Annotated in this window: 18 protein-coding genes; 17 read left to right on the forward strand and 1 reads right to left on the reverse strand. The window is 56.5% G+C overall.

Annotation, left to right across the window (positions count from 1 at the left end):
• Window positions 1–22: 22 nt before the first annotated feature.
• The 17 genes from EDC90_RS09995 (at window position 23) to EDC90_RS10080 (ending at window position 12,057) form a co-directional block, all read left to right on the forward strand.
• Window positions 23–1,051, forward strand: coding sequence for an AAA family ATPase (locus EDC90_RS09995; protein WP_132311077.1), 1,029 nt, complete (start codon window positions 23–25; stop codon window positions 1,049–1,051).
• Window positions 1,051–1,356 carry a hypothetical protein gene (locus EDC90_RS10000; RefSeq protein WP_132311079.1) on the forward strand — a complete coding sequence of 102 codons (306 nt, stop codon included), beginning with the start codon at window positions 1,051–1,053 and terminating at the stop codon, window positions 1,354–1,356. The genes EDC90_RS09995 and EDC90_RS10000 overlap by 1 nt, the downstream gene beginning before the upstream one ends.
• Window positions 1,353–1,592: a hypothetical protein gene (locus EDC90_RS10005; RefSeq protein WP_132311081.1), complete on the forward strand. Its 240-nt coding sequence runs from the start codon at window positions 1,353–1,355 to the stop codon at window positions 1,590–1,592. Before EDC90_RS10000 ends, EDC90_RS10005 begins: the two co-directional genes overlap by 4 nt.
• A 167-nt stretch (window positions 1,593–1,759) precedes the next feature.
• On the forward strand, window positions 1,760–2,353 hold the full coding sequence (locus tag EDC90_RS10010) for a DUF3164 family protein (protein ID WP_207903888.1): 594 nt from the start codon (window positions 1,760–1,762) through the stop codon (window positions 2,351–2,353).
• A 2-nt stretch (window positions 2,354–2,355) separates the two neighbouring features.
• Window positions 2,356–2,970 (forward strand): regulatory protein GemA, encoded by a 615-nt coding sequence (locus EDC90_RS10015; protein ID WP_132311085.1) that lies wholly within the window; start codon window positions 2,356–2,358, stop codon window positions 2,968–2,970.
• 7 nt (window positions 2,971–2,977) lie between these two features.
• Window positions 2,978–3,358: a helix-turn-helix domain-containing protein gene (locus tag EDC90_RS10020; RefSeq protein ID WP_245511017.1), complete on the forward strand. Its 381-nt coding sequence runs from the start codon at window positions 2,978–2,980 to the stop codon at window positions 3,356–3,358.
• A 74-nt stretch (window positions 3,359–3,432) separates the two neighbouring features.
• A complete protein-coding gene (locus EDC90_RS10025) occupies window positions 3,433–3,795 on the forward strand; it encodes a hypothetical protein (RefSeq protein WP_132311089.1) in 363 nt (120 codons plus the stop codon).
• Between the two features lie 124 nt (window positions 3,796–3,919).
• Window positions 3,920–4,621 carry a peptidoglycan recognition protein family protein gene (locus EDC90_RS10030; protein WP_132311091.1) on the forward strand — a complete coding sequence of 234 codons (702 nt, stop codon included), beginning with the start codon at window positions 3,920–3,922 and terminating at the stop codon, window positions 4,619–4,621.
• 2 nt (window positions 4,622–4,623) lie between these two features.
• On the forward strand, window positions 4,624–4,872 hold the full coding sequence (locus tag EDC90_RS10035; protein WP_132311093.1) for an NAD(P)+ transhydrogenase beta chain: 249 nt from the start codon (window positions 4,624–4,626) through the stop codon (window positions 4,870–4,872).
• Window positions 4,872–5,234 (forward strand): hypothetical protein, encoded by a 363-nt coding sequence (locus EDC90_RS10040; RefSeq protein ID WP_132311095.1) that lies wholly within the window; start codon window positions 4,872–4,874, stop codon window positions 5,232–5,234. Before EDC90_RS10035 ends, EDC90_RS10040 begins: the two co-directional genes overlap by 1 nt.
• 215 nt (window positions 5,235–5,449) lie before the next feature.
• Window positions 5,450–5,791 (forward strand): DUF2730 family protein, encoded by a 342-nt coding sequence (locus tag EDC90_RS10050; protein ID WP_165972800.1) that lies wholly within the window; start codon window positions 5,450–5,452, stop codon window positions 5,789–5,791.
• Entirely contained in the window at window positions 5,788–6,084 is a 297-nt protein-coding gene (locus tag EDC90_RS10055) for a VpaChn25_0724 family phage protein (protein WP_132311101.1), read from the forward strand. The genes EDC90_RS10050 and EDC90_RS10055 overlap by 4 nt, the downstream gene beginning before the upstream one ends.
• A gap of 2 nt (window positions 6,085–6,086) precedes the next feature.
• Window positions 6,087–6,689, forward strand: coding sequence for a DUF3486 family protein (locus EDC90_RS10060; RefSeq protein ID WP_132311103.1), 603 nt, complete (start codon window positions 6,087–6,089; stop codon window positions 6,687–6,689).
• Complete coding sequence (locus EDC90_RS10065) at window positions 6,686–8,347, forward strand: hypothetical protein (protein ID WP_245511018.1); 1,662 nt, start codon at window positions 6,686–6,688, stop codon at window positions 8,345–8,347. The genes EDC90_RS10060 and EDC90_RS10065 overlap by 4 nt, the downstream gene beginning before the upstream one ends.
• The gene (locus tag EDC90_RS10070; protein WP_132311105.1) at window positions 8,347–9,924 is read left to right on the forward strand and encodes a DUF935 domain-containing protein; all 1,578 of its coding nucleotides are present in this window, start codon (window positions 8,347–8,349) and stop codon (window positions 9,922–9,924) included. Before EDC90_RS10065 ends, EDC90_RS10070 begins: the two co-directional genes overlap by 1 nt.
• Window positions 9,925–9,974: 50 nt before the next feature.
• Window positions 9,975–11,189: a phage head morphogenesis protein gene (locus EDC90_RS10075; RefSeq protein ID WP_132311107.1), complete on the forward strand. Its 1,215-nt coding sequence runs from the start codon at window positions 9,975–9,977 to the stop codon at window positions 11,187–11,189.
• A gap of 223 nt (window positions 11,190–11,412) precedes the next feature.
• Entirely contained in the window at window positions 11,413–12,057 is a 645-nt protein-coding gene (locus EDC90_RS10080; protein ID WP_132311109.1) for a hypothetical protein, read from the forward strand.
• A 56-nt stretch (window positions 12,058–12,113) separates the two neighbouring features.
• Here EDC90_RS10080 and EDC90_RS10085 read toward each other — a convergent pair.
• Window positions 12,114–12,823, reverse strand: a 710-nt coding sequence (locus EDC90_RS10085) for a DDE-type integrase/transposase/recombinase (RefSeq protein ID WP_132311111.1), incomplete at its 5' end; no start/stop codon positions are given.

Consider the following 12,823-nt stretch of genomic DNA (forward strand, 5'->3'; position numbering starts at 1 on the left):
ATCTAAAGCAGAGGAACCATAGATGAATATTCACACAGGCACAAGCCAATCCAAAAGCAACTGGGAGCGTCCGATCGCAGGGCCGGAGCTTTCATCAAACAGATCGCAGGCCGATATCGACCTCTGGTGGTCGCTGATTGACCGCGTGATTGAGACGGCAACCACGAACGGCTGGACAAAGGCTGAGGTGGCGCGCCGGTGCGGCATGGCCGACGGCACGTTTTCACAGTGGGTGTCCGGCAAATATAACGGGCGTCTCGACAAGCAGAACCAGACCGTGCGGCAATGGCTGGAAGAGGTGGAAGATCAGACGGCATTCGCCGCTTCCATTCCGCAATCGCCGACATTCCTGAAAACCCAGACTGCGCGAGAGGTCGTTGAGACGTTGAACTGGGCACAGATCACGTCTGACTTCGTGATCGTCACGCTCGCCGCAGGCATGGGCAAGACGATAGCCTGCAGGCATTATTGCGCCACGCATCCACATGCTTATCTGGCGACCGTCAGCCCGCACACCAAAACCGTTCACGCCATGCTCGTGGAACTGGCTGCCGAGCTGAACGTGCAGGAGCACAATCCCGCCAAGCTGACACGGGCGATCGGCAAAAAGCTGGAGCGCATCGGCTCCGGCACGCTGCTGATCGTCGATGAAGCTCAGAACCTTGTCGATGATGCGATCAACCAACTTCGCCACTTTGTCGATATTTATGGCTGTGGCGTCGCACTTGTCGGCAATGATGAGGTCTATGGCCGGTTTACCAACAGGTCTGAGGGGCGCTCCTATGCGCAGCTCAAACGCCGGATCGGCAAACGTCTGAACCGCCAAAAGCCGCTGAAACAGGATCTGGAAACATTCATTGCCGCATGGGGCGTAAGCGATCCCGCCGCCATCAAGCTTCTTGCCGGGATCGGCTCGAAGGGTGGTGCGCTTGGCCAGATCGACAAGACGATGAAACTGGCTGCAATGCTGGCGCTTGGAAGAGGGGAGGACGTCGGTGTCAAGCATATCGAGACTGCCTGGCGGAACCGTGACGTGGAGGACATCGCCTGATGCGCCATCTCGACACAACACTGAGCGACACCATCACGTTTTACGCCCTGCAGTTTGAGGACTGCGCACACACGGGCTGCTCACTTTCTGCAGGTGAAACAGACCGGCTCGTCCAGCAGCTTAAGAAAATGCGAAAGCTTGCCCGCAATCTCGAACAGGAAGTCGCGGTTCACCGAATGACAGAAGCCCATCATACCCATGGTGCGGCTCTCGAAAAGGAAGCGAGCGTCAAACTTCAGCAGCTGGTGACTGACCCGGACGGCAAGATCGTCCGGCCTGATTTCAGAGGAGGCAGAAAATCATGAACCTTTGTGCATCCGAATATTTGTCCGGCGTGCGCGATGAAATGCGGCTTTTCGTGCGCACGCAAAAGCGTCCGAGCGTGCAGGAAATCGAATATATCGTAACCCGCCTCAATACCGGCATCGCCCTGGCAGAAGAGCTGGAAGAAGAAAACCAGCTCTACAAAAGCGCCCGGCATTCCCGCCCGGATCTGACATTGATTTTTCACGACGACAACAATGGAGGTGATGCGGCATGAATATAGAAGCTTGCATTCTCGAAACCCAGCAGAACCAGCCGCGCACCGCCGAAATTAATGGCGGTCGCTACATTGAGGACGTGCGCGGCCGGTTCGTACCGGAAGCGCTTTACCAGGCGCAGGTTCGCGACGTCGGTACCGGCGTAACGCTCGTCAATGGCCGCAAGATGATGACGGATGCGAGCGACCGGCTTGTGCCTCTGGATTTAGTGAAGCCGCAACATCAGTTGGAAGATGAAGTCGTGCGCAAGGTCATCGGCTTTGCCTTCGACCTGTCTGCCCAGATTGGCCGGTTTCTTGAACACACAATGATTGACCTGGATGGTTTCGATGCGCTTCTGGCTCAGGAATACGAAATCACCAAGGGTGGCAAGAAGGGCAACCGGACTTACCAGTCTTATGACGGTCTCTACAAAATTCAGGTGCAGGTGTCCGAGCGGATTGATTTCGGACCGGAGCTGCAGATTGCCAAAGGGCTGATCGACGAATGCCTGAATGAATGGTCGGCAGAAAGCCGCCCAGAGATCCAGGCGATTGTGACGCGCGCCTTCAATACTGACAAAGAAGGCCAGATCAATCGCGCCGAAATCTTCAGCCTGCTTCGTCACAATATTGAGGACGAGCGCTGGCAGCGGGCCATGGGCGCAATTCGTGATGCCATGCGGGTGACCGGCTCAAAGCAATATGTTCGCTTCTACTACCGCAGATCAGTCGAGGATCGCTGGCAGGCGATCACGATCGATCTGGCGAAGGCAGGGTGACAATGACCGTTTATCGTACCATCCATGCGATTTCAAACAAGCTCGGCCTTGATGATGAGGCGCGGCGCGGCGTTTACCAACGCGTATCGGGCAAACCAAAACTCACGCTGATGAACGAAACTGAGCGTCAGGCGGTTGCCGATGAGCTCAAGCGGCTTGACGATGACCGCCGACCGGATGGTCGCAGGAAGCTCACAGGTCCATTTGCACCAAAGCTGCAGGCTTTATGGATTGCCGCGTGGAACCTTGGCATTGTCTCCAATCGCGATGACAAGGCTCTGCTCGCCTTTGTCAAACGCCAGACCGGGATCGATCATACGCGCTTTCTCTACTATGGCGATGACGCGGCCAAAGCGATTGAAGCCCTGAAGGGCTGGATGACACGCGAGGCGGACGTCGACTGGCATGTGGACCGCAATTGTTCGATCTGGCGGCAGGCCGATGGCTACAGGATCGCCATGGCGCAGTGGTTTCTGCTGAAAATGCAGCCTGAAAACTTCTGGCCTGAAATCTGGTCTATCTCAGGTCATCGTTCCGGCGACCGGAATTTGAGCCGGGCCGAGTGGATCACCGTGATGAATGCGCTCGGGTCGCAGATCAGAGGCAGGAAAGGGTGAGGCATCCATGACCTATCTTCCGGAAGTGCTGGAAGAGATCGCCGAAGTCGCAGGCAAGGAGGCTGCCTGGGAAATCGCCCGCGCTCACGGCGGACGGATGGTCTATATTCCTGCTTCTCCGACAGGCGGTCACTGGCTGACACAGCTGGTTGGCTATGAGCGAGCCGCTAAAATCTGTGAGCATTTCCGTGTTGGTGATAGCGGCATGCGCATCCTTATACCGCTGGCTAAATATGCCAGCCAGCGCGAACGGCTTTCCCGTGCACTGGATGCGGGCATGAGCGCGCCAGAGGCGGCCGAAGTGTCGGGCATGCATGTGCGGTCGGCTTACCGGGCGCGGGCACGCCAGCGCAAAGACGGTGATGATAATCAGGGCGATCTTTTTTAGGCGTTATGACAAGATCATCATGGTGTTAATCGTTATAGTTGTTAAACTGCGACTGTCTACCAACGAGGTTTTTGATGAAAAAGATTGCTTTAATTTCAGCCGCCACACTGGTTTTGACCGCATCGCTTGCAACAGCACAGAACAGATACACGCCCGGCGTTTTTATGGAAATCATGGGGAGCGCACATGCCTATGAAGAACTGTGCGACAATCTGGTTATCGACGAGGACGTGATGCAGCAGGCCGCAATGGTCAACAACATCACTCAAATGGTTTTTGACGATGCTGGAAACCAGGCACGATTTACCGGCCAATACCAAAGAATGATTCAGTCCGCTGAGAGCTATACGGACCGAGATTTCTTCTGCGATAACGGATTGGTGGAGTTTGGAAAAGACGGGGTGAACTTCCCCGGCCTTCTGAAACAGAAAAACTGACCATTCTGACCTGCGGCCTGACATTGTCAGCCTGCTAATCCCATCTCTTAAAACAGCATACTGGCTCCGACTTCACGGTCAAGACGAAGTTCTTCGACCTCCAATCTGAAGACGGAAAGCCGGTATGCGCCCCATCAACGAGATCATTATTCACTGCACGGCCACGCCTGAAGGCCGACCGGTCAGGGTTGCCGAAATCAACGAATGGCACCTTGAGCGCGGCTGGTCCGGCATTGGCTATCATCGCGTCATCCATCTTGACGGCCGTCGCGAAACAGGCCGTCCGATGGAGCGTATCGGCGCGCATGTCAAAGGCCACAATACCGGTACGATCGGCGTGGTCTATGTCGGCGGCATGAACCGCGACTTCACGGCGGCTGCCGACACGCGGACGCCCGCCCAAAAAGAAGCGCTTCTGGCCGAAATCATCGATCTGCGCGATCGGTTCGATATCGGAAAGATCAGCGGTCATCACGACTATGATGCGGGCAAGGCCTGCCCTTCCTTCGACGCCCGTCCGGAATACGCCCACCTATTCCCCGCAATGGAAGAGATTGCTTCGTTCGAAGACGCGGTTCTGCAGCGCGGCGATATTGGCCCGGTCGTCGTTATCTGGACAGAGCAGCTTCACGATTTCCGCGAGATGATCGGCCACAAATGGCCGGTGCAGCCGACCGATACCTTCGATCACACAATCGAGATGGTCACCATCTGGTTCCAGAAGCATCGCGGCATTGTTGCTGATGGCATTGTCGGCCCGCAAACCCGTGATGAAATGGACCGGGCGCTGGCCGGAAAACCGCCCTTCAGGGCGATGGAGCTGTGATCATGGAGAAGCCAAGCTATCGCAGCTCCAAGCGCTTTATGGGCATTTCCCATGCGCTCGCCTGGGCGGTGATTTTCATCATCGTTGTATCCGCGTCCTATGGTTCAGACGGCGCGCTTGCACTTGCGCCGACCATCATTCCTCTGATGGTCGGAATGATCCTCGCTTTGCTCGGCATCCATCGCGGTCTTGGTTCCGTCGACATGCGCACCATCGCCCGTTTCGGCGGCCAGCCGGAAAAGGGAAGCTAATGCCCGCTTTTCTGGCGAAATATCTCTCACCGGGCGTGGTCGTTGTCGTGCTGTTATTGGTCACGACCGGCCTTGCGTTTCTGGCCGTCCGCGAAGTCAACGGCATGGTGAAGGATGCCAGGGCAAGTGCGGTGAGCGAGCGCGACGCCTTCTGGAAAGGCGAGATCGCCGAGGCGAATGCAGCGAAGAATGAAGCGGTCGCCGCGCAGCTGCGTGCTGTCATGCTCGCCGACAACAAAATTCGTGCGGCCGAGGCCGAAGCCGAAACCAAACTGAACGAAATGGAGAGAGCGAATGCGGCTTTGCCTGGTGGCGCTGCTTGCGGCCTTGGGCCTGAGCGCGTGCGTATCCTCCCCCGATGAACCGATCGTCATCACTGAGATAGTTAAACCGGTACTGCCGTCAGAGGCGCGCAAACCATGCCAGTCGCCTTCTGCGTTGCCGGATGATCGAGGCCTGACCGAGGCTGAAGTGACTTCGCTTTGGGGCGCTGATCGTGTGTCGCTGAAAACGTGCGAGACCCGGCGCGCGGCCGCCGTCAACGCGGTTGATGCTGCGCCGGAAACGATGGAGGCCGATGGTGGTTATTGAAGTCGGCACGTTTCTGCCCGTACTCACCGCGATTTCCTTGTTCATATCGATCGGCTCGTTTGTGCATTCGATCTTCACCGCCCGTGCGAAAGGCAACACTGCAAAGCTGGAGTCACTTGAGGAGGAAGTCACCAAGCTGGACCGCCGCACATTGAATGTCGAGGCAGAGGTCAAGCAGCTTCCGGGCAAAGACGAGTTGAACAAGCTGGAGCTTTCACTGGCCAAGCTTGAAGGCACGGTCACAGCAACAGGCCAGGCCGTTGGACGTGTTTCCATGACCGTGGATCGTATCGACAACTATCTCAGAAACCGGGGTGAAGGTGCATGAATTTTGAAGAAATTTCCACCCGCGATGCACGGCTGATCATGCTCAAAGGGCTGGCTGGCGAAGTTGATGGTGCATTGAACGAAACTTTGCTCACAGCGGTTCTTCGTACCTTCGGTCATAATCGCAGCCGCGACTATGTGCGCACGCAAATCCGCAAGCTGGAAGAGTTGGGCGCTGTCACCGTTACCGAAGCCGGTTCTGTGCTGATTGCCTCCATCACCCGCGCCGGGCTTGATCATGTCGAGCGCCGTTCGATTATCGAAGGTGTCGACCGTCCATCACCGGGAGTTTGAGCATGGCGACCAGAGGACGCGGCCGACTATCCAAGATCGATCTTTTACCCGAAGAATGTGACGATGTTGTCGCGTGGGCAGCGCAGGAAATGGCCGATCGCGACCGACCCTTAACCGAGATCTATCCGGAGTTCCGCGACAAGCTGATTGCCGTCCAGGGCGAATATGGCGTTGCCTTTGACATCCCATCTTTCTCCGCCTTCCACCGGCACTCAGTCAAGCTGGCGCAGATGACGCGCAGGCTTGAGCAGACCCGCGAAATGGCCGCGATCATTTCCGAGCGCATGGATGCCGAAGCTTCCGATGATTTGACGCTGATTGCCGCCGAGGCGATCAAGACGCTGATCTTCGAACTGCTCCAGTCTTCCGGCGAAAGCGGCCTTTCCACGAAGGGCGCTCAAGAGTTGGCCAATGCGCTGCGGGCGGCCACTGCCGCTCAGTCCGTCTCCACCACACGCCGCCAGAAGGTCGAGGCCGCGTTCGAAGCGAAGACAGAAGAGGTTATCGAGAAGGTCTCGCAGGAAGCCGGTCTCTCCTCTGAGACTATTGCACAGCTCCGCCGTGATTTCCTCGGCGTCAGACCGAAGGAAGGCCGCGCTTCATGAAGGGCAAACAGAACATTCCACGCGGGGAATGGCGCGACCCGATCCTGCCGCGCGAACCTGACAAGCTGCCGGAAGAATGGCCGCGCGGCGCGGATATCCCTGACGAACTGGACCCGCTTGCCGATGGCGTTCTCATGCTCCATCAAAGCGAGTGGCTGGAAGATGAAAGTGACCTGAAGGCGTGTGCAAAGGGCCGACGCACCGGCATCACCTTTGCCGAGGCGCTGGACGATACGCTGATTGCCGCCGCCAAGCGCTCGGCGGGCGGGCAAAATGTTTTCTATATTGGTGATACCAAGGATAAAGGCCGCGAGTTCATCGGCTATGTGGCGCAATTCGCAAAGACGGTTGCCAAGCAGCTCGTGTCGATCGAAGACAGTTTCTTCACCGACCAGAAGGCCGACGGCTCAACCCGCCAGATCGCTTCTTATGTCATTCGCTTTGCATCCGGCTTCCGCGTCGAGGCGCTCTCGTCCCGGCCGGAAAATATTCGTGGCCTGCAGGGCGTCGTCGTCATCGATGAGGCTGCGTTTCACAAGGATGTCCGTGAAGTCCTGGATGCGGTAAACGCGCTTCTGATCTGGGGTGGCAAGATCCGCGTGATCTCCTCGCACAATGGCAACCTGAACCCGTTCAACGAATTGCTGCGCGAGGCGCGTGCGGGCAAGGTACCGTTCAGCGTCCACGAAATCCCGTTCACCGATGCTGTCACAAATGGTCTCTATCGCCGGGTCTGCCTGATCAAAGGGGCCGAATGGACCGAAGAAGGCGAGCGCGAATGGGAAGGGCAAATCCGCAATTCCTATGGTGTGCGCACTGCCAAAATGCGGCAGGAGCTGGACGCAATCCCTGCCGATGCCGAAGGCGCGGCGCTTTCCCGCGTCCAGATTGAAGCCTGCATGAAACAGGGCATTCCGGTCATTCGCTGGGCCTGCAACGACGATTTCAAGAATGCGTCTGATGACGTGCGCACCCGCGCGGCGCTGGATTTCTGCGAGAAGGAACTGAAGCCTGTTCTCGACCGGCTGGACAAACGCCGGTCGCATTATTTCGGTGAGGACTTTGCGCGCAAGGGCGATGCGACGGTCATCCTGCCGCTTGAACTTGGCCGGGATCTCGTTCGCCGTGCCGTGGCCCAGGTTGAATTGCGCAATGTGCCCTTCGATCAGCAGCGCGAGATCCTGTTTTATATCGTTGACCGCTTGCCGCGCATGTCTGGCGGTGCGCTCGATGCGCGCGGCAATGGTGCCTATCTGGCGGAAAAGGCAGCCCAGCGCTATGGCTCGAATGTCGTTGAGGTTCAGCTTTCCGACAGCTGGTACAAGACCGAGATGCCCGCCTATCTTGAAGCTTTCGGCGACAAGACGATTGTGCTGCCTGCCAGCGAAGACACGCTCACCGATCATCAGGCGCTCGCCTATGTCAACGGCTATGTGAAGATCCCGGACAATCACCGCTTCAAAGGCACGGACGGCTTTGACCGCCATGGCGACAGCGCCATTGCAGGCGCGCTGGCCTATTTCGCAACACGGCAGGAGATCGAGATCATCGAATATACCGGCGCACACGAGACGGTCGATGAAGGCGTGAAGCTGTTTGACGACGATGAAACCACCGGCGGCGGCATGCTGCCGGAACTTTCCGGAGGCCTTTACTGATGGTGCTCTATGACCACCGTGGTGAACCAATAAAAACCGCCAAACTGAAAGAAGAGTTCGCAGCGCCTGAAACGTTCGGCGTACGCTCGGTCTGGCAGGACACGATTGCCAGCGGTCTCACGCCGCATGGTCTGGCCTATCTGCTCGACCAGGCAGCGCGCGGTTATCATGAGCGTTACATTGCGTTGGCCAGTGAGATGGAGGAACGGGATCTTCATTATGCTGCGGTTCTTTCCACGCGAAAGCTCGCCATTGCAGGAATTGCCCCGACAGTGACAGCGGCTTCCGACAGTTCGGAAGACGAAAAGATAGCCGACGATGTGCGCTGGCTCGTCAGTCAGCCCGAATTCATCGACGATTACGTGCTGGATTTGCTTGATGCGCTCGGAAAGGGCTTTTCCGTTGTCGAAACGCTCTGGGACTTTTCCGAGCGACAATGGTGGCCGAAAGGTTATCGCTGGCGCGACCAGCGCTATTTCGTCATCGACCGAAGAGATGGTGAGACGCTCCGCCTGAAAGATGGCACCAATCTGCAGGGCATTGATCTTCCTGCTTTCCAGTTCACCATTCATCATCCGAAGTTGAAAAGCGGTCTGCCGGTGCGTGGCGGGCTGGCGCGTCTTGCTGCCTGGGCGTTTCTGTTCAAGTCCTACACGCTTAAAGACTGGATGGCGTTTCTGGAAGTCTACGGCATGCCGTTCCGTGTTGGCCGCTATGGCAAGGGAACGTCGCCGGAAGAACGGCGCGTGTTGTTGAAAGCCGTGCGCCAGCTTTCCTCCGATGCCGCAGCGATCATTCCGCGCGAAATGGATATCGAGTTTATCGAAGCCAAAGGCGGCTCCGGCAATGCGGTCTTTGCTGCCAAGGCGGAGTATCTCGACAAGCAATTATCAAAAGGTGTGCTCGGGCAGACCATGACCAGCGATGATGGTGCGTCGATGGCGCAGGCGCAGATCCATGAAAATGTCCGCATGGATATTGCGCATGCAGATGCTCGTCAGATTGTCGCTACGATCAACCGTGATCTGATCCGGCCGTTTGTGGATCTGAACCATGGTTCGCGCGACAAGTATCCACGGGTTGAATGGCCGATTGCTGAGCCTGAAGACGTCAAGGCTTTGGCTCAGGCACTGGAAAAACTTGTTCCACTCGGCCTCAAGGTTTCAATGTCCGACATTCGAAGCAAACTTGCCTTGGATGAACCGGAGGATGAGGAAGAGGTTCTCACAGCGCCAGCCGCCCCGCCATCAGCGGCTCCGCCACCGGAAGAACCACCGGAAGAACCACCGGAAACGGCACGGTTGAAGCCATGCGCGCATTGCGGTGAGGTGCACACCGCCGCCACCGAACAGAGCGAACTGGATGCGCTGGCCGAAGACGCGCTTGCCAATTGGGAGACCGACCTTGAGCCGATGATAAAGCCGCTTCGAGACCTGTTTGAACGGGCGACATCCTATGAAGATATCGAAAACGGACTGGATGATCTGATCGCCAAAATGGATGCAGGTCCGGTCGCCGATCGGCTGGCGAAGCTCGCAATGAAAGCGCGCGGCCTTGGCGATCTCGCAGATGAATAATCCGGCGAAGCCGCAAGCGCGACCGCGCGGCGGCAGTGTGAGGACAAAACATGTCTGATCTGTTCAAAACCGCACCGAAAGAGGTCACGCGCTATTTTGACAGCAAAGGATCGGTGCCGACTTTCGACTGGCGCGACATTGCACCGGACGAACATGCCTTCACCTTCACCGTTGCCAAGACGGCTGGCTTTGATGTCCTGGACGATATCCACGATGAGCTTGCAAGGGCGGTGCGCGATCAGGTGCCCTTCGAGGAATTCCGCCAAAGCCTCACGCCAACGCTGCAGAAGAAAGGCTGGTGGGGCCGCGCCATCGCCACCGACCCGAAGACCGGTGTTCCCGATATCGTCCAGCTCGGTTCGCCGCACCGTCTCAAAACCATCTATTGGGCGAACACGCGCACGGCCTATGCGGCCGGTGAATGGGAACGCACCCAGCGCAACAAGGCGTTTCTGCCCTTCATCCTTTACCAACGCACAATCGCCCGCGATCCGCGCGACGAGCATCTGGGCTTTGTCGGGATCGTTTTGCCGGTCGAACATCCCTTTTGGGAAACGCACTACCCGCCGAACGGTTGGGGCTGCGAATGCACGGTGCGGCAGATCTCGCGGCGCGAGGCGATTGCACTTGGCTGGTCGGAAGATCAGGAAGAGCCGGTCGTTGTTTTCGAGAACTGGAAGAACAAGCGCACCGGCAAGACCGAGAAAGTGCCGCGCGGCATAGATCCCGGTTGGGCGCAAAACCCCGGCAAGAACCGCGCGAAGAATGTTTCGAGCTTCCTGTCGGATCGCGTCGCGGCCCTTCCGGGTAATCGGCGCACCGCCGCGATTGAGGACATTGTCGGCTCACCGCTTCTGAAGGCGATGTATGAGAAGCCGAAGAAAGGCATGTTCCTGCCCATTGCCCCCGTCAGGCAGGACCTCGCCCAGGCACTTGGCGCAGAGCCAAGCTTCGTGCGGTTGTCATCGGATAGCCTGCAGCACATGATCAACGAACGCAAAGAACGTGGGCTGACCCTTGAGGATATGAGCTCTGCCCTGACCGTCGCCGCGAACCCGGAAGCGGCCATTCCGCTCAAATCGAAAAAGGGGTTCACCTACCTGGGAGAAGCCAATGGCAAAAAATGGCGGCTCGTCGTGAAAGCGGTCACGAATGTGCGTAGCGGCGAGACGGAATGGTGGCTTAACAGCTTTCACCGCAAAACGCGCAAAGAGATTGACCGCATCGTCAGACGGGCAGAGAGAGACGGCACATTGCTGAAATGAGAATAACGGCGTGGAAGGTCGTGAACTCCTTCGCTGATCCGGCAAGCCGTCCAGGTAGCACGAAAATGGCTCACGCCGTGAGCACATAGTTCCACAGTTTCCAGTTTTTTTCAACTGAGACAGGCTGTCCGTAGAAGCATCGCTAAGAGATACATTCTAGTTGACCGGTATTCGTAACTGCAACAATGTCTAGCAAGAGTGCTTCAGATAAGGTGGGCGTAATTTGGCAAAAATTGAAACGATCCTTCGAAAGGCAATTGACGACCTACCGAAACAGGACCGCGCCCAAAGGATGCGCATATACACAAGAGCCTATTTGGCTGTGCGGCGGCAAATGGATCGTATGAACCCGCGACCACCCCGCGCGATGTTTGATAGGCAGATTGCCAAAGTCGAGGATGCCATACTCAACGTAGAGTCCTCATTTTCGGAAGATGATCCCACTGCCGAATTAGCCCATATGACTGACGAGGAAAATTCCGATATCGATCGACCGGACCTCTCGACTGGCAGTGACGCTTTTCTAGCGTTGACCTTGGCAGAGCTGGAAGAATTGACGCATGATGCCATAGAGCGGGAAAAGAGCCATTGGACCCCGACTCAACTCATGAGACTTTGGGCCTCGGAGCATGATGGTTCTAGTTCAATCCGTTTCCCGCCAATCAATCTAGTCGCTCACGACGAGCCTGGTCTTTCATTTCAACCTCGCGACGATGGTAGATATAGGCTAAAGCGTAGCGGCAAGGCCTCGACTGATGACCTGAATGATGTCAGCTTGCTTTGGGGAGAGCTGGTTGAAATCACGGCATTAATGATCGAGAAGGCCAGCGTTTCCAATACACATACCGAAATGTCCGTTGTCATATAAAATGGGACATCAGAGCGGCTTGAGCATTGGAGGCTCTGGCTGGTTTGTGTGATTGATTATGCTGCTTGTTTTTGATGTTGCAAGCGGCGTTGTCGGATTGTCTGTTTCTTGACCTTTTCTCTTTCCCTGAGAATGGCTTTGTCGCGACCGAAGTAGACGTCAGCTGGTGTGACGTTGTTCAGGCTCTCGTGGTAACGCTGGTTGTTATAATATTCGACGAAGGCCCCGATCTGACGTTCAAGATCGCCTGGCAAATAGTAGTTTTCCAGCAGAACCCTGTTTTTCATGGTCTGGTGCCAACGTTCGATTTTGCCTTGGGTCTGCGGGTGCAATGGTGCGCCGCGGACATGCGTCATTTTCTGATCCTCCAACCACTTGGCCAGATCGCCAGAGATGTAGCATGAGCCGTTGTCGCTGAGCAGACGTGGCTTGTGCCGCACAACCGCCTGGTCGCAGCCTGATGTTGTCAGAGCCAGCTCAATCGTATCTGTCACATCTTCGGCCCGCATATTTGTGCAGAGTTTCCAGGCGATGATGTAGCGGCTGTAATCATCCAAGATCGTGCTGAGATAATACCATCCCCAACCGATGATCTTGAAGTAGGTGAAGTCTGTTTGCCACATCTCGTTGATGGCTGTGGTTTTGTCTTTGAATTCCTCCGCCGCTTTGACCACCACATAATCAGGGGCAGTAATCAGATCAGCAGCTTTGAGAATGCGGTAAGCCGATGATTCAGATATAAAATACCGCTTATCATCCGTGTATT

The organism is Martelella mediterranea, from assembly GCF_004342225.1.
Classification (GTDB): domain Bacteria; phylum Pseudomonadota; class Alphaproteobacteria; order Rhizobiales; family Rhizobiaceae; genus Martelella; species Martelella mediterranea_B.

Coding starts and splice junctions, on each gene's coding strand:
- EDC90_RS10060 (WP_132311103.1), top strand. CDS start 6,087: ATGGCGACCAGAGGACGCGGCCGACTATCCAAGATCGATCTTTTACCC.
- EDC90_RS10040 (WP_132311095.1), top strand. CDS start 4,872: ATGCCCGCTTTTCTGGCGAAATATCTCTCACCGGGCGTGGTCGTTGTC.
- EDC90_RS10005 (WP_132311081.1), top strand. CDS start 1,353: ATGAACCTTTGTGCATCCGAATATTTGTCCGGCGTGCGCGATGAAATG.
- EDC90_RS10035 (WP_132311093.1), top strand. CDS start 4,624: ATGGAGAAGCCAAGCTATCGCAGCTCCAAGCGCTTTATGGGCATTTCC.
- EDC90_RS10000 (WP_132311079.1), top strand. CDS start 1,051: ATGCGCCATCTCGACACAACACTGAGCGACACCATCACGTTTTACGCC.
- EDC90_RS10070 (WP_132311105.1), top strand. CDS start 8,347: ATGGTGCTCTATGACCACCGTGGTGAACCAATAAAAACCGCCAAACTG.
- EDC90_RS10015 (WP_132311085.1), top strand. CDS start 2,356: ATGACCGTTTATCGTACCATCCATGCGATTTCAAACAAGCTCGGCCTT.
- EDC90_RS10030 (WP_132311091.1), top strand. CDS start 3,920: ATGCGCCCCATCAACGAGATCATTATTCACTGCACGGCCACGCCTGAA.
- EDC90_RS10010 (WP_207903888.1), top strand. CDS start 1,760: ATGATGACGGATGCGAGCGACCGGCTTGTGCCTCTGGATTTAGTGAAG.
- EDC90_RS10055 (WP_132311101.1), top strand. CDS start 5,788: ATGAATTTTGAAGAAATTTCCACCCGCGATGCACGGCTGATCATGCTC.
- EDC90_RS10025 (WP_132311089.1), top strand. CDS start 3,433: ATGAAAAAGATTGCTTTAATTTCAGCCGCCACACTGGTTTTGACCGCA.
- EDC90_RS10050 (WP_165972800.1), top strand. CDS start 5,450: ATGGTGGTTATTGAAGTCGGCACGTTTCTGCCCGTACTCACCGCGATT.
- EDC90_RS10065 (WP_245511018.1), top strand. CDS start 6,686: ATGAAGGGCAAACAGAACATTCCACGCGGGGAATGGCGCGACCCGATC.
- EDC90_RS10020 (WP_245511017.1), top strand. CDS start 2,978: ATGACCTATCTTCCGGAAGTGCTGGAAGAGATCGCCGAAGTCGCAGGC.
- EDC90_RS09995 (WP_132311077.1), top strand. CDS start 23: ATGAATATTCACACAGGCACAAGCCAATCCAAAAGCAACTGGGAGCGT.
- EDC90_RS10075 (WP_132311107.1), top strand. CDS start 9,975: ATGTCTGATCTGTTCAAAACCGCACCGAAAGAGGTCACGCGCTATTTT.